Below are 21,264 nucleotides of genomic sequence, written 5' to 3' on the forward strand. Positions count from 1 at the left end.
TCCGAAGTAGCTCAGTGGTAGAGCACCGCACTGTTAATGCGATGGTCGTAGGTTCGAATCCTACCTTCGGAGCCATTCTTTTGGAGAGCTGTCCGAGTGGCCGAAGGAGCATGATTGGAAATCATGTAGGCGGGCAACCGTCTCAAGGGTTCGAATCCCTTGCTCTCCGCCAGTAGCAATATCCAAATGAACATACAAATTAATGGCCCCTTGGTCAAGCGGTTAAGACACCGCCCTTTCACGGCGGTAACACGGGTTCGAATCCCGTAGGGGTCACCATTATATAATTGGAGGATTAGCTCAGCTGGGAGAGCATCTGCCTTACAAGCAGAGGGTCGGCGGTTCGATCCCGTCATCCTCCACCATTTACAATACATAAGTAAAACTTGTAAATATGAGTTTCTTCTATAATATAGGAAATAAACTCAATTATTATTATCGCGGGGTAGAGCAGTTCGGTAGCTCGTCGGGCTCATAACCCGGAGGTCGCAGGTTCAAATCCTGCCCCCGCAACCAAATGGTCCCGTGGTGTAGCGGTTAACATGCCTGCCTGTCACGCAGGAGATCGCCGGTTCGATCCCGGTCGGGACCGCCATTTTTATCTTTCAAATGTGGGTCAGTAGCTCAGTTGGTAGAGCATTAGATTGAAGCTCTAAGTGTCGGCGGTTCGATTCCGTCCTGACCCACCATATTTTTAATTTTCATCTCCATGCCGGAGTAGCTCAACTGGTAGAGCAACTGACTTGTAATCAGTAGGTTGAGGGTTCAAGTCCTTTCTCCGGCACCATTTTTGGTGGGGTAGCGAAGTGGCTAAACGCGGCGGACTGTAAATCCGCTCCTTCGGGTTCGGCAGTTCGAATCTGCCCCCCACCACCAGTTTTTAGGGGCATAGTTTAACGGTAGAACAGAGGTCTCCAAAACCTCCGATGTGGGTTCGATTCCTACTGCCCCTGCCAATTTTAAAATTATATGATGGCGGTCGTGGCGAAGTGGTTAACGCACCGGATTGTGATTCCGGCACTCGGGGGTTCAATTCCCCTCGTCCGCCCCATGTTTTAATTTCAATTAAATGCACTTATAAAAATAGTAAAGTGGCGGTCGTGGCGAAGTGGTTAACGCACCGGATTGTGATTCCGGCATTCGGGGGTTCAATTCCCCTCGTCCGCCCCATCTTATTATTGGGGTATAGCCAAGCGGTAAGGCAACGGGTTTTGATCCCGTCATGCCCTGGTTCGAATCCAGGTACCCCAGCTTTTGCGGAAGTAGTTCAGTGGTAGAACGCCACCTTGCCAAGGTGGAGGTCGCGGGTTCGACCCCCGTCTTCCGCTCCATAAAATTGGCGGCATAGCCAAGTGGTAAGGCATGGGTCTGCAACACCCTTATCACCGGTTCGAGTCCGGTTGCCGCCTCCATTTATATTATGCCGGCGTGGCGGAATTGGCAGACGCGCGGGACTCAAAATCCCGTTCCTTCACGGGAGTGTCGGTTCGACCCCGACCGCCGGTATCTTGCAAAGGACCTGCCTGTCCTTTCAAAAAAACCTTCAACATCTTCGGATGCTGAAGGTTTTTTTGTGCTTTAAATAAGAGAGGAGGAAATGGTTTTGAAAAAAGATGTTTAAACAGCAATGAGCGAAATAAAAGTGCGCATCTGCAGTTTTTCATAGGATGAATTTGTATAGAACAGAACCGTTTATCAGGACCCAGGGATGAGGTTAAAAGGTTTAAATTGAGTTACGGACGTTCTCCTCAATGAATTCTCTTATGAAAGATCTCCATCTAAGGGAAGGAAGAAAATATCAGGAAGATTTTAAAAAAGAAACAAACCGGTTTCCAGCTGTATGCAGGCTAGGACGTAGGAGATAAAAGTCTTTCTAATTTCTATGGAATGTTTTATACTAAATTAGCTAATTTGAGAAGTTCTCTTTAACAGAGATCAGATTAAATGGCGAAGGAGAACAGCAGCCGTTACGTTATTACAGAAATGGAGATTAAAGAAAATCGAATAGATTAAACAGGAAATTCATAATCGTTTGTTTTATTAAGGTTTTGTAAAGTTGGGGTTAAAGTTCTATTAAAAAAGATTAAAAAGAGCTATCATAATCTAGCTTTGAATTTATTTTAGAAATTAGCGGAGGTAAGAAAATGGCTTTCAAGAAAAAAGATAAGTTTGCAGTTCTACTAGGGGATATCGCTTTGAATTTAAAAGAGAGTGCAGCTTATTTTGCTGACTATAAATTGCGGAAATCAGTGATTTGAAGATTTTCTCCAATACGATGAAAGATTATGAAACAAAAGGCGATAATTATGTCCATACAGTCATCCAGGACTTGAACAACGCTTTTATCACGCCTATTGAAAGAGAAGACATTCTCGCACTGGCTATGAGTATGGATGATGTGCTAGATGGTTTAGATCATACTGCCTCAATGTTTGAAATGTATTCAATCGTCAATGCGGATGAATTCATGTTGGAGTTTGTAGAAGCGATCCGCCTCAGCACGATTGAAATCGAAACGGCTGTGGATTTGATGTCTTCTAAGAAATTGCCGGCTATGAGAGAGCACGCTATTAAAATAAAAGATTACGAGTCCCAATGTGATGTGACGAGACGCCATGCGATCAAACATCTCTTCCAGACGGAAAAAGATCCGATCCGCATTATTCAATATAAAGAAATCTATGAAGAGCTTGAAGAAATTGCAGACCATTGCCAAAAGGTAGCAAATACATTTGAGTCTATTATCATGAAAAACGCTTAAGGAGCAAGATGACCGATGGATATGGTTCTGCTAATAACAGTTTTAATTGTCGTTTTTGCTGTAATATTCGACTTTATCAATGGCTTTCACGATACAGCCAATTCAATAGCTACTGCAGTCTCTACAAAAGCTTTAAAGCCGCGTCATGCAATTATGCTTGCTGCGGTAATGAACTTTGTCGGAGCTATGGCATTTACAGGAGTAGCAAAAACAATCACGAAGGATATTGTTGATCCATTTACATTGACGAATGGGTCGGTGGTGATTTTAGCCGCTTTGCTTGCTGCAATCACTTGGAACTTGGTTACCTGGTATTACGGAATTCCGAGTAGTTCTTCTCATGCTTTAATCGGTTCTATCGCCGGTGCTGCCATTGCAGCGGCAGGATTCGCAGCATTGAATTACGGAGGGTTTATAAAAATTCTCCAAGCGTTGATTTTATCGCCTATTCTGGCATTCGCTGTGGGGTATCTTGTATATAGTATCTTTAAAGTAGTATTCAAAAATAATAATTTAACGAAAACGAATCGAAATTTCCGCTTGATTCAAATTGCGACAGCGGCTTTGCAATCATTTTCGCATGGTACGAATGACGCACAAAAAGCGATGGGGATTATCACAATGGCGTTGATCGTCAACAACTACCAATCTTCAGATGATATTCAGTTATGGGTACAAGCTACTTGTGCTGCCGCAATGGCATTGGGGACGTCTGTTGGTGGATGGCGAATCATTAAGACCGTTGGCGGCAAGATTATGAAAATTCGTCCTGTCAATGGCGTAGCTGCTGATTTGACTGGAGCAGCCGTTATCTTCGGAGCGACATTCATTCATTTACCGGTTAGTACAACGCACGTCATTTCCTCTTCCATTATGGGGGTAGGAGCTTCACATCGGCTTAAAGGCGTGAAATGGGGAACCGGTAAAACGATGCTGATTACATGGGTGATTACGATGCCGATATCGGCAGCATTAGCCGCAGCCATCTATTTCATCCTTAATATTTTCCTTTAAAAGAAAGACAGGGACTTTGATATTCAAAGCCCTGTTTTTCTTTGGACTTTGGCAGCGGCTTTCATAGCTTATGGATTTAGACGGATGATGAGACTTTTCGCAAAAAAGGCTTGTGCAATTTATAAAAGCTATGTTAAGATAAATCTTGTCCAATTCGATTAAGCCGGCGTGGCGGAATTGGCAGACGCGCGGGACTCAAAATCCCGTTCCTTCACGGGAGTGTCGGTTCGACCCCGACCGCCGGTATACTTTGCACCGCTTAGCGGATGCTGAAACACTTCTTGCTTCATGCAAGAAGTGTTTTTTTATGCTCTTTTATTGAAGAAGAAGAGGGTTATTGCTGAAAAGCTTTGGAGCTTGCTGTAGAAACACTTTTAAATCAATAGGAAGAGTTTCCACTAAAGTATTTCTGCAGCTGTTAAGTATCTTAAAAGAAGAATTAGAGGCATATATGCTCTACGAGTCTATTAAAGAAACTGGCAAAAAGCACAATTCCTGTCTTTATCCATTATTTGCTTGATATAATGACGGGAGAAAATGTGTTTAAAAGCAGAAGGAGGAGCCTATGAAGCAGATACATAGCGATATTTTTCAATTCCGTGGCAGCCATTATGAGTTTGGAAAGATGCAAGGAGAACGTTTAAGAGATTCCATTATTTTGGATAACCGCAGAAAGCAATGGAAAGCGAAACGCCCGAGATTTAAAATTGATGTAAATGAAACGAAAACCGCCTTTTTGAAATTTGCGCCAGGAATTTGGGAAGAGCTGCTTGGCCTTCAAGAAAGCTTATCGCTGCCGATGGAGGAAGTGCTAAGGGATTTCGGAGGCTACCGCATCGATGCGATGCCGTCTGGCTGTTCGATTGTGACAGGAGACGACTTCTTGGTCCGCAATTATGACTTCCATCCTCAGACTTATGAAGGGCGTTTTTTGCTGTTTCAGCCAACGGATGGCGGCTATGCCTTTATCGGGCCGTCTTCCGCATAACGGGGCGCATGGATGGCATGAATGAGAAGGGATTTGCGATGGGGTATAATTTCACGCACCGGAAACAGCCGGGAGATGGATTTGTCTGTTATATGATTGGCCGGATCCTGCTTGAGACTTGTTCGACGGTCCAGGAAGCAGTTGCGCTTTTAGAAGAAATTCCGCATCGCGGTTCGTTCAGCTACGTTGTACAAGATAAGAGCGGCGAGTCTGCCATCATTGAAGCAAGCCCGAGAGCAGTCGATGTCAGGAAGGATGCGGCGTGCACCAACCATTTTGAAATTCAACAATATGAAAACCGGAATTACTTAAACGATTCGTATGAACGTTTGGATGCGATCCGGCAGCAGCCGGATGCAACAAAGGATGCTTATCAGGCTTTTCGCCTCTTCAATGATGTGGATAAAGGGGTGTTCTCGAAGTTGTATAAGAGCTGGGCAGGAACAATCCACACATCTGCTTATTTGCCGAAAGAATTGGCGGTATGGTTTGCGCTAGGCGGCAATCAGGAACCAGAAATTTTTGATTTCAAAAAATGGCTCACGGGAGAAAATCTTACCGAACAGCAAATCTACGGGGAGATCGATACAGATATCGGTTTTGCCCATCTGGATAAGCAGTTTGTTTAATGACATGAAAAAAGCGCCCAGTGGGGGCGCTTTTTTACATTTCTGCCATATGCGGGAATGGCAGTTTCGTATCGATTTTTCCGTTGATGCGTTTAGCAAGCAGTCGTTCGCCTTGCAGCCATTTATCAAAATCAAACAGGAGCGGCAAGCGATTCGGACCGAGGGCAAAACCGACTTCCAAGCTTTCCGGGAAGTAAAAAGCGGTATGGAGCGTTCCGGAAGCCGTGCTGTATTTCTCCGAAAAGACGCCTTGTTCCAAATCGTTCAATCTGCGAAAGGCGCTGTAGGCATCTGTTGCTTCGTTTAAATGGGTGCGAATGGTTTCTTCACGGCGAAGCGAATCGTTCATCTGGTAGCGGTTTTCTTCTGTCAGCAATTCAAAATGATTGGTGGAAACGTTTGAAGTACGTGCAACGACAGAGCGTGGAGAAGCTTCAACGACTACGGATTTCCGCTTCGGTCGAGCAGCACATAGCTGAAAGAGCGGCGGTGCGGAATTTCTTCCAGCAATTCAATCGCTTCTTCAACAGTTGCACAATTCTCTAAGATCAACCGGCCGATCATATTGCAAATAAAACCGTCTTCAGAATTGCGCCGATTGATGAAGTTATAACCCATTACGAGCCCTTTTTCATTTAACCCGTCGGTTCTGCCGGTAATTTGCATGGTCGGTCCGATGGTGGCATAGCCGCCGTCTGTCGGCTGATACAGGGCAAACCGTCCTTCGTAGCCTTCGGGTGAGCTGTCGTAATTGCGGACCATGTATGCGCTGCTTGTAAAAATTGAACAACCGCTTCTCGTATATTCCAAATAATAGCCGCCGAATTCGCGGATGGCGTCTTGCATGCTCCATTCGAGTGCATCGGCCAAGCCGGTGATTTCCTCCCAAATTCTTGGAGCAAACGCAAGCAGCGTGTTGGTTGCCTGTGTTTCATCTATTAGAAAATTTTTGTTTTTGGAGCCCCATTGTTTTTTGCGGTTGGGGAGGATAAAGGAATCCCTTAACAACTCGCCTTGTTTAAAACCGAAATCATAATGGCTGCCGCGAAATTGAATAATATCACTGTGGACTTTTTTCACTGGCGATCCCTCATTTATTGGAAATTAGCGAATTTCTATGAGTCTGTGAAAAACTCTCGAATTCGAGCTACTCCGAGTTTACTGCATTTTTTTCGGAAAGAAAAAGAATCTGCCTAGCACTCGGAAAGGAGGCGGGGCAAATTCCAAATTAGAGAATATAAAATTCAGCGTCGCCGCCGTTGATGCCGGTGAACATATTGGATGCAGCAGTCAACAGTTCAAGCGCCGTATCGCGGTCCATAGACGGACGCAAATAAAAGATGTGGAGCGCATTTTTGGTTTCTTCTGTGACAGCGGTCCGGATGGAATCGACATACGGGCTGCCGAACGGCCCTTGGCTGTCTTTTGCCACAATGATATTGGCAAGTGTATTCAAGCGGTTATTGATGCCTTCGTACTGGTCTTGGTCCGTACCTAATGTAATTTCCACATCGCCACTGATTTTGTCTTCATCGTAAAGGCCAAGTGGAATTTCGTATTGCAGGGACAGGAAGTTGTTCATGTCGACGCCTGAATGCACGGGCTTCAAGTAATTCTGCTTTTTGATCCGGCGGAACAGGGCTTCTGCGGAATGGCGGTAGCGGTTCGGGTCTGCACCTAGCGCTTTCCATGCCAGTTTCCATTCCAACAGGCCGGGAAAATCCGTCAGCTCTTTTTCATCCAAGTCGAAATACAATTGCTCCTGGAAAAGCTGAAGGCGGCCTTTTAACATTTGAGGTGAATCGGAAACGGTGATATTGTTATAATGAATGATGCCTATTTTAAAATCAGGAAGGATTTCTTTGATATGAGAGTCGATGGAAGCTTTCATGGCACTCTTCCTTTCAGGTAATAGTAGTTAATCATTATAGTATCATAGAATAGAATTGAGGGGTTACAGCATGAATCTCGATCAATTTCAAGAAGAGCTTGTTGCGTATGCCTCGGAGATCGGAATTGATAAAATCGGTTTTGCTTCGGCAGAACCTTTTTATAATTTAAAGCATCGGCTGATCCGCCAGCAGCAATTGAAATACCAATCCGGCTTTGAAGAACCGGATATTGAAAAGCGGATCCGCCCTGATTTACTGCTGGATGAAGCAGTGAGCATCATCGCCATCGCGATTGCCTATCCGTCAAAAATGAAAGATGCGCCTCAAGGCGTCAAAGGTGCACGCCGCGGAATCTTTTCCCGGTCTTCCTGGGGGAAAGATTACCACGCAGCGTTAAGAGAGCGTTTGGTCCTGCTTGAGGCATTTATTGCAGCCCATTATCCGGAAGCGCGCATGCGCTCAATGGTGGACACTGGCGAGCTATCTGACCGTGCCGTGGCCGAACGCGCGGAATCGGCTGGAGTGCGAAAAACACGTCAATCATTACAACGGAATTCGGTTCTTACGTCTATTTGGGGGAAATGATCACCAATATCCCGTTCCGTTACGATGAGCCGATGGAAGACCAATGCGGAGATTGCCGGTTATGCATCGATGTCTGTCCGACAGGGGCGATTGTGGAAGGCGGACAATTGAATGCAACGCGCTGCATTTCATTCTTAACCCAGACGAAAGGCTTTTTGCCGGACGAGTTCCGGGGCGTCATCGGCAACCGGTTATATGGATGCGATACATGCCAAACGGTCTGTCCGAAGAATAAGCGCAAGGCAAATCAAATCCATGCGGAATTCGAACCGGATCCGGAAATTGCGAAACCGCTTTTAGAGCCTTTGCTTAAGATTTCCAATAAAGAATTCAAAGCGAAGTTCGGTTATGTGTCGGGTTCTTGGAGAGGCAAAAAGCCGATTCAGCGGAATGCGATTCTGGCATTGGCCCATTTTAAAGAAAAATCGGCTGTACCTGCACTGATCGAGCTGTTGAAAAGCGATGAACGACCGGTTATTCGCGGAACGGCCGCATGGGCTATCGGAAAAATCGGCACCGAATCTGGGCTTGAAGCATTGAAACAAGCCCAGCTCGTCGAACAGGATGCGGAAGTGGCAGAAGAAATTCAAAAAGGATTGGCGTTCTACGCCGAAGAATTGAAAGGATAAGTGAAAGAACTTGGCTATACACATTGTTTTATATCAACCGCTGATCCCGGCAAATACAGGAAATATTGCACGTTCGTGCGCAGGTACAGGAGTAAAATTGCATTTGATTCGCCCGCTTGGCTTTTCAACGGATGATAAAATGCTGAAACGGGCTGGACTCGATTATTGGGAGCACGTCGATATCCATTACCACGATTCGCTTCAAGAGTTATTCGATCGTTATGCAGACGGCGAATTTTATTACATTACGAAATTTGGAACGAAAACGTATACGACTTTCGATTTCTCGGATGTTGAAAAAGACCATTTCTTCGTCTTCGGACAGGAAACGAAAGGCTTGCCAAGAGAGTTGATCGATGCGAACCTTGATCATTGCCTGCGCATCCCGATGAATGAAAATATCCGTTCGCTCAATTTGTCGAATACAGCTGCCATTTTAATGTATGAAGCGCTGCGCCAACAGGATTATCCAGGATTGAAATAGGAAAAAGGGTTGTCCCAAAAGCAATTTGGGACAACCCTTTTTTCGACGAAGCTAGCGCAGCGATGGAGAAACAGTATGATCAAACGCTTTATTAAAAACAAAAGGGCTGTCCAGTAAGTCTTTATTTGACTTACTGCACAGCCTTTTCATTATTTGTCTTCTGGAGTACCTGGTTTGTCGTCATAGCCTGCAGTGAAAATAGCAGCTAGGAACGCTACACAAATACCTAAAATAAGGATTAAGTTCATAAGTAACGACCTCCTTGAAATTTGCATCTTTGTTTAGTATAGCGTAAAGGCGGGAAAAATGAAATATAACTCTCCAGCCAAATATGGAGAAGTTTTGTCGGAGGCTGTTTGATTTGCTGAAGAAAACGAAACTTATCGCTTGGCCAAACGTATATAAAGAAAGGCATTAAAAGAAGGGATGATTCAATAATGAGAATGAAAATATCTGTAGCGCTGTTATGGATTACCGGATTAGCCGAAGCTTTCCTTGCAATTCCATTCATCGGCGGTTCTGTTGTCTTAAGCACAGGATATGGTGTTTTAGGCGTCATGTTTGTCCTTCACGCCATTACGCTATTCTTCTGTTTCCGTGAATTCTCGCCGAAATCAGGCTCGATTCTTGGGATTATCACAAGTCTCATTTCTTGGTTCCCGCTTATCGGCTGGGCTATGCACTTGCTTAGCGCCATCGTCTTGTTGATCAGCGCAGCTGTTTCAAACCGGACCGCTAGAATTTAATCAATCAAAAAAACGCCCATGAAGGGCGTTTTTTTGTGTCCAGACTCCAGCGCCCGTGTAGATTTGACGGGCGCTTCCGTTTTTCTTAATGCGGTGCAATAAAAAGTTGAATGGCGAAAAGGACAGCGAATACATAAAGAATCGGGTGCACCGTTTTCCATTTTCCTTTAAAGATTTTCATAAGCGGATAAGAGATAAAGCCGAGTGCGATTCCGGTTGCAATGCTCGATGTCAATGGCATTGCTAGAACAATCAAGAATGCAGGGAAAGCTTCGTCGAATTTTTCCCACTCGATGTTTTTCACTGAGCCGATCATCAAACTGCCGACGATGATCAAAGCAGGCGCAGTGATGGCTGCGACATTTGATAAGGCAGCGACAAGCGGGCTAAAGAATGCAGCCAGGATAAACAAGATGGCTACCGTTAACGTCGTTAAGCCGGTGCGCCCGCCAGCAGCAACTCCTGATGAAGATTCCACAAAAGCGGTAGTCGGGCTGGTGCCGACCATGGCACCGGCTGTACCGGCGATTGAGTCGGCAAGCAAGGCTTGTCTCATTCGCGGCATGTTATTGTTTTTCATCAATCCAGCCTGTTTTGCGACACCGACCATGGTGCCAGTCGTATCAAACAAGGTAACTAAAAGGAAAGAGAAAACAACGCCGTATAAGCCGAAATCGATAACCATTTGGAAGGCTTCAATCGGATTCCAGACGATGATGCCGTCCGGCAGCGAGGGAAGTTCCAAAAGTTTTCCTTCAAATTTCAGTTGGCCGGTGAAAAAGGCGATGATTCCAGTAACGATCATTCCGAAGAAAATTCCGCCATGAATATTCAGCGACATGAAGATCAAGGTGATGAATAAGCCGATTAAGGTCAAGATGACTGGCGCTGAAGTCAAATCCCCTAGACCGACAAGATTGGCATCATTAGCGACGATAAGTCCGCTCATGCGCATACCGATAAAAGCGATGAATAGCCCGATGCCTGCTGTAATGGCATGCTTCAGGTTTTCGGGAATCGCTTGGATCAATACTTTACGCAAAGGCGTCAACGATAAAATAACAAAAAGAAGTCCAGCCACAAATACAGAGCTGAAAGCAGTGATGTAATCGATGACTCCATCCGATCCAAGAACCATAGAAGTGAAATAAGCATTCAACCCCATACCGGGAGCGATGGCAATTGGATAATTGGCCATTAACGCCATCCATAAAGTACCGATCACGGAGGCAATGATGGTTGCAAGGAAAACTTGGTCAAAAGGCACGCCTGCAGCGCTGAGAATAACGGGGTTGACGATGACGATATAAGCCATCGTCAAGAAAGTGGTCATTCCAGCTAAAACTTCTGTTTTGGCAGTCGTTCCATTTTCTTTTAAGTGAAACATTGAATTACTTCCTTTCAAACACGAACGATTTAAACAACATTCATTATATTATTCGCTTTTATAATGAAATGCAACCCTTTTTAAGAAATCGTAATAGTCGAAATAAGTGGAAGTTATTTGTACAATAAAAGAGAGAAAGGATGATTGACATGGAATTAACGATTAAATCAACAAAAACCTTACATAATGGCGTGGAAATGCCTCGTTTCGGCCTCGGCGTGTATAAAATGAAAGAGCCGGATGAAGCGCTAAAAGCGATGGAGGCTGCGATTGGAGCGGGATATCCTGCGATTGACACGGCCACGGTTTATGAGAACGAACGGGAAGTCGGAGAAGCAGTTCGGGCGTCCGGGGTTAAACGCGAGGAATTATTCATCACTTCGAAAGTTTGGAACACCGACCAAGGATACGATCAAACACTCCGCGCTTTTGAGGCGTCGCTTGAGCGCCTTGGCTTTGATTATTTGGATTTGTATTTGACACACTGGGCCATACCGGAAACTTATGTTGAAACTTACCGCGCAATTCAGCGTCTTTACGATGAAAAACTGGTGCGGTCGATCGGAGTTTCTAACCACCAGATCCACCACTTGGAAAAGATTTTCGCAACTGCGAACACGAAGCCGATGGTCAACCAGATTGAGCTCCACCCTCAATTGACGCAAGAACCGCTGCGCCAATTCTGTGAAGAGCATAATATTGCTATCACTTCCTGGTCACCGCTAGCGCGTGGCAGATTGCTGGAAGATCCGGTCTTGGAAAAAATTGCCGAAGCCCACGGAAAATCGATTGCGCAAGTAGTCATCCGCTGGCATTTACAAAGTAATCTCATCGTCATTCCGAAATCCGTGACGCCTTCGCGCATAGTTGAAAATGCGGATGTCTATAACTTCTCCTTATCGGAAGAGGAAATGAAAATGATCGACGGGTTGAATCAGGATTGGCGTTCAGGAACGCATCCGGATCAAATCAGCCTATAAGAAAAGTCGCCAAATTTGGCGGCTTTTTTTAACGCGCAGAATCTTCTACGATAATCTTTTCATGGGTGAAGGGATGGATGAACGACATGCGGAATGCATGAAGATGGTAGGCACCGTCTTGTGTCGCTGGTCCGTCGTACATTTCGTCGCCGATGATCGGATGGCCGATATGGGACAAATGCGCCCGGATCTGGTGCGTGCGGCCCGTTTCCAAAGTCAAATGCAGCAATGATTTTCCTTCCATTTGCTTTAGCACTTTATAATGCGTGACAGCACTTTGCCCGGTAGGCGAGACACGGCGGCGGGTTGGGTGATGGCGGTCTTTGCCAAGCGGAAAATCAATCGTGCCGGATTTGTTGTGGACTTTGCCTTTTACTACCGCTTCGTAGTCGCGCACCAGCTGTTTTTGTTCAAGCATGCGGTCCAATACATTTTTTGCGACAGGATGTTTTGCGACCATTAACAGGCCGGATGTGCCTTGGTCAAGGCGATGGACATGCTCGCCGTAAGAACCGCCGTTGCGGATGATATGGCCGAGAATAGCATTGATGAATGTATCAATCTGACCGACTTCATTCGGATGAGTAGCCATGCCTTTTGGTTTGCGCGCCACGATGAAATGATCATCTTCGAAAAGGATCGGCAATTCCACGTCATGCTTTGGCTCGTAGGGAGATGCGGCAGGAGGCAGCTCGAATTGAAGCACAGTTCCTTTTGCAAGCGGTTCTTTCCAAATCACTTCCTGGAACTTATCATTCTTCACACTTTTGGCCATTCGCATTTCATGCACCACTTTTTTCCCAAGGCCCCATTCTTTCCTTAATAATTCTTCGACGGTCATGCCGTCGTCTTGTATAGTATAGCTCCACGCCATAACGATTCCTCCAAATGAAAGGGCCATGCGCACCGCACATGACCCTTTATATCTTATTATTTTAGAACGACTTGATTAAAGAATTCTTCTATATTTTCTTTCGGTTGTGCTCCGACCCAACGCGCGACTTCTTCGCCGTCTTCATAATGGACGAGTGTAGGCGTTGCTTCGATGAAATAATCTTCCCAGCCTTGCTCATACTCCAATAGGTTATATTGGAGAACTTCCACATCCATATCTTCTGCTGTTGGCATTAGAATAGGAGTTGTTGCTTGGCAATGCGGACAAGTTGGGCTAAAGAAGTAAACCGTAGTCGGTTCCCCGCTTTGGATTTGCTCATTGACTTCATCCGGCAACGCGATGTTCTGGTAGTTCTCGTCATCCAGCTGGTCAATCGTCGCTTGGTTCAAATCTTCTTTGTCGTATGGATTATCGGCTAATTTGCTTTTATTGGACTGATTGGTCAAAAAGATGATAAGTCCAAAGATGATAACTACGGCTGCAGCAATCCAAATTAATTTTGAAATACCGCTTTTCTTTGTTTTCGTATTCACTTTACGCTTCCTCCTTAAGGGTTTTCAGTAAGTACATGCTCATTCCGGCAATTAAGATGAATGCAGTCAGCGCTAAAAACGGAATGGTGATAAATCCTAGCCAGTTAATGTATTCCCCAGTGCATGGAACTTGTCCGCAAGAAGGAGCGGAATCAGACAGGAAGTCCAGCTTTTGCAGCCCATAATGGTAAAGCGAAATGCATCCGCCGATAAGTGAAAATACCAGGGCAGTCAAAGCAATCCGTACATTTTTCTGAGCGTAGGCAATGCCGATGATGAGAACCAGCGGATACATGAAAATGCGTTGGATCCAGCATAGCGTACAAGGAACGTAGCCTCTGATTTCAGAAAAATAAAGGGAGCCGGCTGTAGCAACAAGTGCTACGACCCACATGGAGAGCAAAATATTGTCTTGACGTTTCGTCACGAAAGTCCCTCTTTTCTATAGTAACATCCTTGAAATTATAAATGTTCTGGCGCAGCAAGTAAAATAATATCAACCTGGACAGCGTTCCTATATAATAAAGTTTGAAACTTTTGTGAAGGAGTGGCTGCAGTGCCAAGAACAATTCGATTTATCCCATTTTGAAAAAAGCATGATCATCCGGGAAATGACCTATTCAGATATTAGCGCGATTTTGGAAATGCAGCGCCTCTGTTTTCCTGGAATGGATCCATGGAAAGAAGAACAATTACGAAGCCATTTAGGGGTTTTCCCACAGGGGCAATTAGTGGCAGAGCTTGACGGCAAAGTGATCGGTTCTTGTTCCAGCCTCTTAATAAATTTTGATGAATACGATGACCGCCATACATGGGACGATGTAACCGACGGCGGCTATATCACGAACCACAATCCGGACGGCTACAATATGTACGGAATTGAAGTGATGGTCCATCCGGATTACCGCCGTATGCAAGTTGGCCAGCGCCTGTATGAAGCAAGAAAAGAATTGGCGCGCGAATTGAATTTGAAGTCGATCATTCTTGGCGGACGCATTCCGAATTACCATAAACATTCAGATGAAATGTCTCCTAGAGAATATGTGGACGCTGTTTCACGCCATAAAATCTACGATCCGGTCTTGACGTTCCAGTTGATGAATGGATTCCAATTGATGCGCATCAACCCGAATTATTTGCAGGATGATATTGCATCCGGTAAATACGCGACATTGATGGAATGGAATAACGTGGATTATAAGCCGATTTCGAAACGCCATTTTAAAACGAGTCTGCCAGTGCGCATTTGCGTCGTTCAATATTTGATGCGCGCAATCGAATCATTCGATGATTTAGCGAACCAAGTGGAATACTTTGTGGACGTTGCATCAGATGCCCATTCAGATTTCGTGGTTTTCCCTGAGATTTTCACGACGCAATTGATGTCTTTCCTAAACGAACCGTCTCCGAGCCAAGCGGTACGGAAATTAACGGAATATACACCTCAGTATATTGAATTGTTTACGGATCTTGCGGTGCGCTACAATATCAACATTATCGGGGGCTCGCATTTCGTCAAAGAAGAAGATGACGAGATCTACAACATTGCGTATTTATTCCGCCGTGATGGATCGATCGATAAACAATACAAAATCCATATCACGCCGAATGAACGCAAATGGTGGGGGATTTCTGCCGGAGATTCCGTGCGCGTATTTGATACGGATTGCGGGAAGATCGCGATTCAAATCTGCTACGACATCGAATTCCCGGAACTTGCCCGCATTGCAACGGATATGGGCGCAAACATCATCTTTACGCCATTCTGTACAGAAGATCGCCAAGGTTACCTGCGCGTCCGCTATTGTGCACAGGCTCGTGCTGTGGAAAACCAGATCTACACGGTCATCTCGGGAACAGTCGGCAATTTGCCACAAACGGAAAATATGGATATCCAATATGCCCAGTCCGGCATTTTTGCACCATCTGATTTCGAGTTTGCCCGCGACGGCATCGTCGGTGAAACCAATCCGAACCTGGAAATGGTGTTAATCGGGGATGTAGATCTTGAGATTCTTCGCCGCCAGCGCCAAAACGGGACGGTCAAGCAATTGAAAGACCGCCGCCACGACGTCTACAACGTAGAATACAAAAAAGATTAATTCTGAACCGCTTCTTACAAAGAAGCGGTTTTTCAGTATATTAAAAATAAAATTTACTAAGTTGCATTCAGAAACCGTTACTCCGCAGCTGTTTTGCGCAAGAGTAGGAGTTTAAAACCGTGATGGTACAGTAATAGCCTATCTGCTGCCTTGCATCCTCGGCTTATTGTGGGATTTCTGTCCATAGCGCCGAAGCGGTCTATAAAAATGGATGCTTTAATTCGACTGATTTCTTGATGCTCTACACAATCGCTTCTCACAAAGAAGCGGTTTTTTTCTGGATTATTTGGTAAACTGAATGGTAAAGACTCATAGAAATGGTGGGATGGATATGACATGGCAGGAACGGATCAAACGTTGGCTTGAACATGACCGGCTGGATGAAGTGACACGGGAAGCTTTGACGCTCTTGAAAGACGATGAAAAAATGGCGGAAGACGCATTTTATCAGGATTTAACATTTGGCACAGGGGGCATGCGGGGAAATTGGCCCGGGTACGAACCGGATGAATGTGTATACTGTCAGAAAAGCATCCCAAGGAATCGCTGATTACATAACTGACAATGGTGAAGAAGCAAAAGCCCGCGGCATCGTCATTGCATATGACAGCAGAAGAATGTCGCCGGAATTCGCCGAAGAAGCGGCTCGGACATTCGCTGCAAACGGCATCCATACGTATCTTTATAATGGGCCGCGGACAACTCCGCAATTATCATTCAGTGTGCGGTATCTAAATGCCTTTATGGGCGTTGTCATCACTGCAAGCCATAACCCGCCAGAATATAACGGCTATAAAGTCTACGGCGAAGATGGAGCACAATTGAACTTGGAGGATGCAGACCGAGTCATCAGCTTTGTCGGAAAAGTAGAAGACGAATTGAAGATTGAAAATGAACACTTCGAACCGGAATTGCTGGTCCGAATTGATGAAAAGATCGATAAAGTATATATCGACCATGCCCTTACAGTACAGGAACACACGGCAGCGCCGATCAAAGCGGTCTTTACGCCGCTCCACGGAGCATCAGGGGCAACCGTTAAACGGCTGCTTGATACAGCCGGCTATATCGATATCGTCTATGTGGACGAGCAAATGCAGCCGGACGGAGAATTCCCGACGGTGAAATCGCCGAATCCGGAAGAAGGCTCCGCTTTTGAAATCGCGATGAAATACGGAGAAAAAAGCGGTGCCGACGTGTTGATCGCTGTCGACCCCGATGGAGACCGCGTAGGTCTTGCTGTCTGGACAGGCACGCATTACGAATTATTGACGGGCAACCAAACCGGCGCCATTTTAATTGAGTATTTACTCAGCCAGAAAAAAGAAAAAGGCACGATGCCCGAAAAAGGCCGTATCTTTAAAACCATCGTCACGTCGGAATTCGGCCGTGTGATTGCTGAATCTTACGGAGCGGATTGCGAAGATGTATTGACAGGCTTTAAATTCATTGGTGAAAAACTCAAGCATAACGATGAAAATCCGACTTTTGATTTTCTTTTCGGATACGAAGAAAGCTATGGCTATCTGATCCGCGACTTTGCACGTGATAAGGATGCTGTCCAATCGGTCTTGCTCGTCATCGAAGCGGCTGCGTTCTATAAGTCACAAGGCAAGAGCCTTCACGATGTATTGGTCGAATTATACGGACGTTTTGGCTGGTACCGCGAATCGCTCGTGTCGATCACGAAAAAAGGCGTCGATGGCGCACGCGAAATCAGCGCATTGCTTGAAGGGCTTCGAAATGAACCGCTGCAAGCCATTGCGGGAATTCCTGTAGCTTCGATTGAAGATTACGAAACCCAGAACCGGATTTTTGTCGACCTCGGCACGAATGAAAAAATTGAATTGCCGCAGTCGAATGTTTTGAAATACTTCTTGGAAGACGGGTCGTGGGTTTGTGTGCGGCCAAGCGGCACGGAACCGAAAGTGAAATACTATTTCGGAGTAACGGCTGAGACCGAGCAGGAAAGCGACGAAAAACTGGAATTCATCAAAGAATCCTTCGTCAACGAATTGAATAACCGCTAATTTAGAAGCTCCCTTAGCCAAGGGGGCTTTTTCATTCGAAAGTACGAGGCATAGAAACTGTAAAAACGTGTAAAGTAAGAGTATTGGCAAAGAGGTGAAGAAAATGGTCATGGACGAACATTCAAATGTGACATTGCTAAAAGAGATCGCCGAATTATTGAACGAAGAAACCGATATGAAACGGATGCTAGACGGAGCGGTCTGGAAACTATTGAATGGCTCGAATTTTGAAAGCGCATGGATCTTTTTTATCAACGAAAAAGGCAAGCATCAATTAGTGACTCATGCAAACCTTCCGCCAGCCCTTCAGCGAAATGAATGCCGGCATTTGCAAAAAGGCGGCTGCTGGTGTGTCAAACGGTACCATGACGGGGATTTGGAAAAAGCTTCAAACATCATTGCTTGCCAGCGCATTGAAAACTCGATTGCAGCTAATGCCGTGGACCACGGAGGAATTACGCATCACGCCACGGTTCCGCTGCAATCGGGCGAAGAAAAATTCGGTTTGTTGAATATTGCAGCTCCGGACACGGTCCGCTTCTCAAAAGATGAACTGGCTTTATTGGAGTCGGTAGCTTTTCAGATTGGTTCAGCGATTAAACGCATCGGCTTGACGAAACAGGAACAGGAAATGGCGCTGGTCAAAGAGCGCAACCGGCTGGCTCGCGATCTGCATGATTCGGTCAATCAATTGCTGTTTTCGGTGACGTTGACGGCACGCGGCGGCATCGAAATGTCTGAAGAGGAAAATGTCCAAGGCACTTTCCGAGACATCCAGCACTTGACGCAAGAAGCGCTCAATGAAATGCGTGCACTTATATGGCAGCTGCGTCCAAAGGGACTCGAAAGCGGCTTGCTTGAAGCGATACAAGCTTACGGGGAAATGCTCGGATTGACGTTGGAAATGAAAGTGACCGGCGTGATCCAATTGCCTTCTCGTACAGAAGAAACCTTGTTCCGCATCGCACAAGAAGCGTTGAATAATATCCGCAAGCATTCTGGGATCAACAACGCGCAATTATTTTTGACGGTGACTTCTTCGGATGTGTTAATGGTCATCAAAGACGAGGGCCGAGGATTTATCGTGGATGAACGGCTGCAGCTGCCGTCTATCGGCGTCCAAAGCATGCGGGACCGGGCGAAAGCAGAAGGCGGGACTGTCGATTGGTCAAGTGAAATCGGCAAAGGAACTGAGATTCTTGTAAGAATTCCTTATTAGGGGAAAGGGGGAGACCCGATGAAAGTATTGATTGCAGACGATCACCACGTCGTACGGCGTGGGTTATTATTTTTCCTGAAAACCCAAAAAGACATTGAGGTTGTGGGAGAAGCCGTCAACGGCAGAGAAGCAGTTGAAATGGCCGTTCAACTTCAGCCAGATATCGTCTTGATGGATTTAGTGATGCCGGAAATGGACGGCATCCAGGCAACACGAAAAATCAAAGAACAGCTTCCGGACATAATTGTCTTGATGCTTACGAGTTTTTCAGACCGCGATCATGTCGTACCAGCGATGGAAGCAGGGGCGGCTGGGTATCAATTAAAAGATATCGAGCCGGATGAGCTGGTGGCCTCGCTTCGCAGTTTAATGCGGGGAGAACACGTTGCATCCGAAAGCGACTTCCGAGCTTGCCAAGGGACCGGTAGCCCCGGCTCCCCACACCATCAATTTATTGACGCCTCGTGAACAGGAAGTGCTCGCTGAACTGACGAAAGGGAAAAGCAATCGGGAGATCGCTTCGGCACTTTTTGTAACCGAGAAAACGGTGAAAACCCATATTTCCAATATCTTTGCGAAACTGGAAGTACAGGACCGGACGCAAGCGGCCTTGTATGCAGTGAAACATGGCTTAACTGAACCAGGCAAATGAAAAAGAAGCAACTTCTCCATTTAAGGGGAAGTTGCTTCTTTTTGGCATGGGTTTCCGATTCAACGCTTTTGGACAGGGCGTTTTCGACTGTCTTTCGTGATTTGTTTCCATTTATTGCGGGCTGCTTTTTGAGCGGCCAAATTGCTTTTCCGCTCCATATGGGCGAGTTCCCGTTTAAGCTTAAGGTAGCTTTGGTAGCGGTCATATTTCAATTCACCGCTCGCTAATGCTTCCTGTACCCGGCATCCCGGCTCGTTATTGTGTTCGCAATCCCGGAAACGGCATAGTTCTGCCAAATCTTCGACATCAGAGAAGCCGGATTCAACGCCTTCTTCATAATCGCCCAACTGGAATTCCCGCATTCCTGGAGTGTCGATCAATAACCCGCCTCCCGGAAGCAGAACCAATTCACGGTGTGTGGTGGTGTGGCGGCCTTTGCTGTCGTCTTCACGGATGTCTTGGACAGCCATTAATTCTTTGCCGGATAAGGCATTGATCAAGCTGGATTTTCCGACTCCGGACGAGCCTAAAAGCGCGCCGGTCTTGTGGTCTTCGAGCAATTTCTGCAATTGGTCGATTCCGCGCCGGTCACACTGGAAACGGCATAGACCGGAACGCCGAATGCGACGCTTTCCACTTCGGTGATGAAAGGTGCGAGATCTTCGCACTCATCGCTTTTCGTCAAGACGACGACTGGATTTGCTCCGGAATCCCAAGCGGCCAGTAGATAGCGTTCCAAACGCCGCACGTTGAAATCATGATTCAACGACATGACGAGAAATACGTAGTCCACATTAACAGCGATAATTTGGATATCCGAAGTTTCTCCGGCTGCTTTTCTTGAAAACTGCGAAGAACGCGGAAGGATGCTGTGGATGATTCCTTTTTGTTCTCCGGGCATCTGTTCGACCATTACCCAGTCGCCGACTGCCGGAAATTCACCGTGAACGTGCTCATGGCGGTATTTTCCGGATAAAGTAGACAGCCACTCCCCGTTATCGGTAACGACGCGATACATATTCTTATGTTCCAAAACGACGCGGCCCGGAATCCCGACAGCCCCTCTATTTTCTTGCCATTTATCATTCCAGCCAAAATGTTCGATTAAATTCAATGTAATTTCCTCCTATTATGCAAAATAAAAAACCATGGATGCGCGCAAATCGCAATCCATGGTTCCCGGGCATAATGGAAGAAGCGTATCGTCAGCGATACACAGAGCGGGACATTATGGATTGGATTTGCGGTTTAAAAAACAATGAAATAGCCATAATGCCTCACCTCTTTCTTCAAGTTAATTTAAAGATACTGGATAAGCCTGAAATGGTCAAGCCTTTTTCAGAAAAATTATTATTGTCTATTTTTCTTGATTTTGTTAAAACGGAAGTAAAAAGGGGTATGAACTAAAATAAGCAAGGATTACGGAAAGAGGAGGAAGTTGGATGGCACATTCGAAATGGCTGAAACTCGGAGCAGCTGCATTTCTATCTGTTGGCATGCTTGCAGCATGCGGCGACGGAGATGGAGATGGCGACGACGATACGATAGAAGTGGATGACCCAGTTACTGGAGATGAAGATCCGGAAGGCGAAGGGCCTCAAGGTGAAGATCAGACCGATGATGATTTGGAAGAAGATAACCAAGACGGGGACGAAGCAGAATAATCCGCTGAAAGGCCACTCATAGAGTGGTCTTTTTTTTTCAAAAATAAGGAAATAGGATGAGCTTTTTCTTAGAC

Annotated in this window: 12 protein-coding genes, 17 tRNA genes and 7 pseudogenes; 29 read left to right on the forward strand and 7 right to left on the reverse strand. The window is 45.8% G+C overall.

The window, feature by feature from the left end:
- From L0M13_RS05205 to L0M13_RS05300, 20 genes and pseudogenes are all read left to right on the forward strand, one after another.
- Window positions 1-75: transfer RNA gene (locus L0M13_RS05205), tRNA-Asn, on the forward strand.
- 7 nt (window positions 76-82) lie between these two features.
- Window positions 83-172 (forward strand) — tRNA-Ser (locus L0M13_RS05210).
- A 32-nt stretch (window positions 173-204) separates the two neighbouring features.
- Window positions 205-279: transfer RNA gene (locus L0M13_RS05215), tRNA-Glu, on the forward strand.
- A 10-nt stretch (window positions 280-289) separates the two neighbouring features.
- Window positions 290-365, forward strand: a tRNA-Val gene (locus L0M13_RS05220).
- A 74-nt stretch (window positions 366-439) separates the two neighbouring features.
- Window positions 440-516, forward strand: a tRNA-Met gene (locus L0M13_RS05225).
- 3 nt (window positions 517-519) lie between these two features.
- Window positions 520-595 (forward strand) — tRNA-Asp (locus tag L0M13_RS05230).
- Window positions 596-613: 18 nt separating this feature from the next.
- A tRNA-Phe gene (locus L0M13_RS05235) sits at window positions 614-689 on the forward strand.
- Window positions 690-711: 22 nt separating this feature from the next.
- Window positions 712-787, forward strand: a tRNA-Thr gene (locus tag L0M13_RS05240).
- Between the two features lie 5 nt (window positions 788-792).
- Window positions 793-876 (forward strand) — tRNA-Tyr (locus L0M13_RS05245).
- A 6-nt stretch (window positions 877-882) separates the two neighbouring features.
- Window positions 883-956, forward strand: a tRNA-Trp gene (locus L0M13_RS05250).
- A gap of 19 nt (window positions 957-975) precedes the next feature.
- A tRNA-His gene (locus L0M13_RS05255) sits at window positions 976-1,051 on the forward strand.
- Between the two features lie 43 nt (window positions 1,052-1,094).
- Window positions 1,095-1,170 (forward strand) — tRNA-His (locus L0M13_RS05260).
- A gap of 9 nt (window positions 1,171-1,179) precedes the next feature.
- A tRNA-Gln gene (locus tag L0M13_RS05265) sits at window positions 1,180-1,251 on the forward strand.
- Window positions 1,252-1,256: 5 nt separating this feature from the next.
- Window positions 1,257-1,331 (forward strand) — tRNA-Gly (locus tag L0M13_RS05270).
- Between the two features lie 7 nt (window positions 1,332-1,338).
- Window positions 1,339-1,412 (forward strand) — tRNA-Cys (locus L0M13_RS05275).
- 10 nt (window positions 1,413-1,422) lie between these two features.
- Window positions 1,423-1,506: transfer RNA gene (locus tag L0M13_RS05280), tRNA-Leu, on the forward strand.
- A 638-nt stretch (window positions 1,507-2,144) separates the two neighbouring features.
- Window positions 2,145-2,761 (forward strand): annotated as a pseudogene (locus tag L0M13_RS05285) (DUF47 domain-containing protein).
- A gap of 15 nt (window positions 2,762-2,776) precedes the next feature.
- Window positions 2,777-3,775 (forward strand): inorganic phosphate transporter, encoded by a 999-nt coding sequence (locus L0M13_RS05290; RefSeq protein WP_235198624.1) that lies wholly within the window; start codon window positions 2,777-2,779, stop codon window positions 3,773-3,775.
- Window positions 3,776-3,937: 162 nt separating this feature from the next.
- Window positions 3,938-4,021: transfer RNA gene (locus tag L0M13_RS05295), tRNA-Leu, on the forward strand.
- Between the two features lie 319 nt (window positions 4,022-4,340).
- Window positions 4,341-5,392: pseudogene (locus L0M13_RS05300) on the forward strand (C45 family autoproteolytic acyltransferase/hydolase).
- A 34-nt stretch (window positions 5,393-5,426) separates the two neighbouring features.
- Here L0M13_RS05300 and L0M13_RS05305 read toward each other — a convergent pair.
- Window positions 5,427-6,472 (reverse strand): annotated as a pseudogene (locus tag L0M13_RS05305) (C45 family autoproteolytic acyltransferase/hydolase).
- A gap of 148 nt (window positions 6,473-6,620) precedes the next feature.
- Window positions 6,621-7,283, reverse strand: coding sequence for a B3/B4 domain-containing protein (locus L0M13_RS05310; protein ID WP_235198625.1), 663 nt, complete (start codon window positions 7,281-7,283; stop codon window positions 6,621-6,623).
- A gap of 70 nt (window positions 7,284-7,353) precedes the next feature.
- Between L0M13_RS05310 and queG the strand changes: the two are divergent.
- From queG to L0M13_RS05325, 3 genes and pseudogenes are all read left to right on the forward strand, one after another.
- Window positions 7,354-8,498, forward strand: a pseudogene (gene queG, locus L0M13_RS05315) (tRNA epoxyqueuosine(34) reductase QueG).
- Window positions 8,499-8,508: 10 nt separating this feature from the next.
- Window positions 8,509-8,982 carry a tRNA (uridine(34)/cytosine(34)/5-carboxymethylaminomethyluridine(34)-2'-O)-methyltransferase TrmL gene (gene trmL / locus L0M13_RS05320; protein WP_235198626.1) on the forward strand — a complete coding sequence of 158 codons (474 nt, stop codon included), beginning with the start codon at window positions 8,509-8,511 and terminating at the stop codon, window positions 8,980-8,982.
- A gap of 437 nt (window positions 8,983-9,419) precedes the next feature.
- The gene (locus L0M13_RS05325; protein ID WP_235198627.1) at window positions 9,420-9,728 is read left to right on the forward strand and encodes a hypothetical protein; all 309 of its coding nucleotides are present in this window, start codon (window positions 9,420-9,422) and stop codon (window positions 9,726-9,728) included.
- An 85-nt stretch (window positions 9,729-9,813) separates the two neighbouring features.
- On the opposite strand, the gene L0M13_RS05330 is transcribed toward L0M13_RS05325, so the two are convergent.
- Window positions 9,814-11,115, reverse strand: a complete 1,302-nt coding sequence (locus tag L0M13_RS05330; protein WP_235198628.1) for an NCS2 family permease — start codon at window positions 11,113-11,115, stop codon at window positions 9,814-9,816.
- A 149-nt stretch (window positions 11,116-11,264) separates the two neighbouring features.
- Between L0M13_RS05330 and L0M13_RS05335 the strand changes: the two genes are divergently transcribed.
- Window positions 11,265-12,095, forward strand: a complete 831-nt coding sequence (locus tag L0M13_RS05335; protein WP_235198629.1) for an aldo/keto reductase — start codon at window positions 11,265-11,267, stop codon at window positions 12,093-12,095.
- 28 nt (window positions 12,096-12,123) lie between these two features.
- Here the strand turns inward: L0M13_RS05335 and L0M13_RS05340 are convergent, their stop codons facing one another.
- The 3 genes from L0M13_RS05340 to L0M13_RS05350 are packed head-to-tail and all read right to left on the reverse strand — an operon-like array spanning window position 12,124 to window position 13,950.
- Window positions 12,124-12,969 (reverse strand): RluA family pseudouridine synthase, encoded by an 846-nt coding sequence (locus L0M13_RS05340; protein ID WP_235198630.1) that lies wholly within the window; start codon window positions 12,967-12,969, stop codon window positions 12,124-12,126.
- Window positions 12,970-13,025: 56 nt separating this feature from the next.
- Complete coding sequence (locus L0M13_RS05345; RefSeq protein WP_235199269.1) at window positions 13,026-13,496, reverse strand: thioredoxin family protein; 471 nt, start codon at window positions 13,494-13,496, stop codon at window positions 13,026-13,028.
- 28 nt (window positions 13,497-13,524) lie between these two features.
- Window positions 13,525-13,950: a disulfide oxidoreductase gene (locus tag L0M13_RS05350; protein WP_235198631.1), complete on the reverse strand. Its 426-nt coding sequence runs from the start codon at window positions 13,948-13,950 to the stop codon at window positions 13,525-13,527.
- Window positions 13,951-14,119: 169 nt separating this feature from the next.
- Here L0M13_RS05350 and L0M13_RS05355 point away from each other — a divergent pair, with 169 nt between their 5' ends.
- From L0M13_RS05355 to L0M13_RS05370, 4 genes and pseudogenes are all read left to right on the forward strand, one after another.
- Entirely contained in the window at window positions 14,120-15,625 is a 1,506-nt protein-coding gene (locus L0M13_RS05355; protein ID WP_235199270.1) for a carbon-nitrogen hydrolase family protein, read from the forward strand.
- 331 nt (window positions 15,626-15,956) lie between these two features.
- Window positions 15,957-17,655, forward strand: a pseudogene (locus tag L0M13_RS05360) (phospho-sugar mutase).
- A gap of 103 nt (window positions 17,656-17,758) precedes the next feature.
- Window positions 17,759-18,874, forward strand: a complete 1,116-nt coding sequence (locus tag L0M13_RS05365; protein ID WP_235198632.1) for a GAF domain-containing sensor histidine kinase — start codon at window positions 17,759-17,761, stop codon at window positions 18,872-18,874.
- 18 nt (window positions 18,875-18,892) lie between these two features.
- A pseudogene (locus L0M13_RS05370) lies at window positions 18,893-19,526 on the forward strand (response regulator).
- A 59-nt stretch (window positions 19,527-19,585) separates the two neighbouring features.
- On the opposite strand, the pseudogene rsgA reads toward L0M13_RS05370, so the two are convergent.
- Window positions 19,586-20,646: pseudogene (gene rsgA / locus L0M13_RS05375) on the reverse strand (ribosome small subunit-dependent GTPase A).
- A 322-nt stretch (window positions 20,647-20,968) separates the two neighbouring features.
- Here rsgA and L0M13_RS05380 point away from each other — a divergent pair.
- The gene (locus L0M13_RS05380) at window positions 20,969-21,190 is read left to right on the forward strand and encodes a hypothetical protein (protein WP_235198633.1); all 222 of its coding nucleotides are present in this window, start codon (window positions 20,969-20,971) and stop codon (window positions 21,188-21,190) included.
- The last annotated feature ends 74 nt before the right edge of the window (window positions 21,191-21,264 follow it).

Source organism: Planococcus sp. 107-1 (assembly GCF_021513255.1).
Lineage (GTDB): Bacteria > Bacillota > Bacilli > Bacillales_A > Planococcaceae > Planococcus.

Excerpts from the sequence above, each read along its gene's own strand:
- L0M13_RS05290 (WP_235198624.1), top strand. The coding sequence starts at position 2,777 with ATGGATATGGTTCTGCTAATAACAGTTTTAATTGTCGTTTTTGCTGTA.
- L0M13_RS05310 (WP_235198625.1), bottom strand. The coding sequence starts at position 7,283 with ATGAAAGCTTCCATCGACTCTCATATCAAAGAAATCCTTCCTGATTTT.
- L0M13_RS05325 (WP_235198627.1), top strand. The coding sequence starts at position 9,420 with ATGAGAATGAAAATATCTGTAGCGCTGTTATGGATTACCGGATTAGCC.
- L0M13_RS05330 (WP_235198628.1), bottom strand. The coding sequence starts at position 11,115 with ATGTTTCACTTAAAAGAAAATGGAACGACTGCCAAAACAGAAGTTTTA.
- L0M13_RS05335 (WP_235198629.1), top strand. The coding sequence starts at position 11,265 with ATGGAATTAACGATTAAATCAACAAAAACCTTACATAATGGCGTGGAA.
- L0M13_RS05340 (WP_235198630.1), bottom strand. The coding sequence starts at position 12,969 with ATGGCGTGGAGCTATACTATACAAGACGACGGCATGACCGTCGAAGAA.
- L0M13_RS05355 (WP_235199270.1), top strand. The coding sequence starts at position 14,120 with ATGATCATCCGGGAAATGACCTATTCAGATATTAGCGCGATTTTGGAA.
- L0M13_RS05365 (WP_235198632.1), top strand. The coding sequence starts at position 17,759 with ATGGTCATGGACGAACATTCAAATGTGACATTGCTAAAAGAGATCGCC.
- L0M13_RS05380 (WP_235198633.1), top strand. The coding sequence starts at position 20,969 with ATGGCACATTCGAAATGGCTGAAACTCGGAGCAGCTGCATTTCTATCT.